This is a genomic window from Kluyvera sp. Awk 3 (assembly GCF_028069715.1).
GTDB classification, from domain to species: domain Bacteria; phylum Pseudomonadota; class Gammaproteobacteria; order Enterobacterales; family Enterobacteriaceae; genus Kluyvera; species Kluyvera georgiana_A.
In genome coordinates this window covers 1-275 of sequence record NZ_JANEWH010000348.1, presented here as the reverse complement: position 1 = coordinate 275, position 275 = coordinate 1, and the positions used below count along the sequence as shown (strand labels likewise).

Here is a 275-nt window from a genome sequence, read left to right as displayed (position 1 = left end):
GGTAACATCAAATCGTACCCCAAACCGACACAGGTGGTCAGGTAGAGAATACCAAGGCGCTTGAGAGAACTCGGGTGAAGGAACTAGGCAAAATGGTGCCGTAACTTCGGGAGAAGGCACGCTGATACGTAGGTGAAGTCCCTTGCGGATGGAGCTGAAATCAGTCGAAGATACCAGCTGGCTGCAACTGTTTATTAAAAACACAGCACTGTGCAAACACGAAAGTGGACGTATACGGTGTGACGCCTGCCCGGTGCCGGAAGGTTAATTGATGG

At 50.9% G+C, this 275-nt stretch carries 1 rRNA gene; it reads left to right on the top strand.

The features are described 5' to 3' along the window. Positions 1-275: ribosomal RNA gene (locus tag NNN71_RS25055) — 23S ribosomal RNA — on the top strand; the annotation flags it as partial.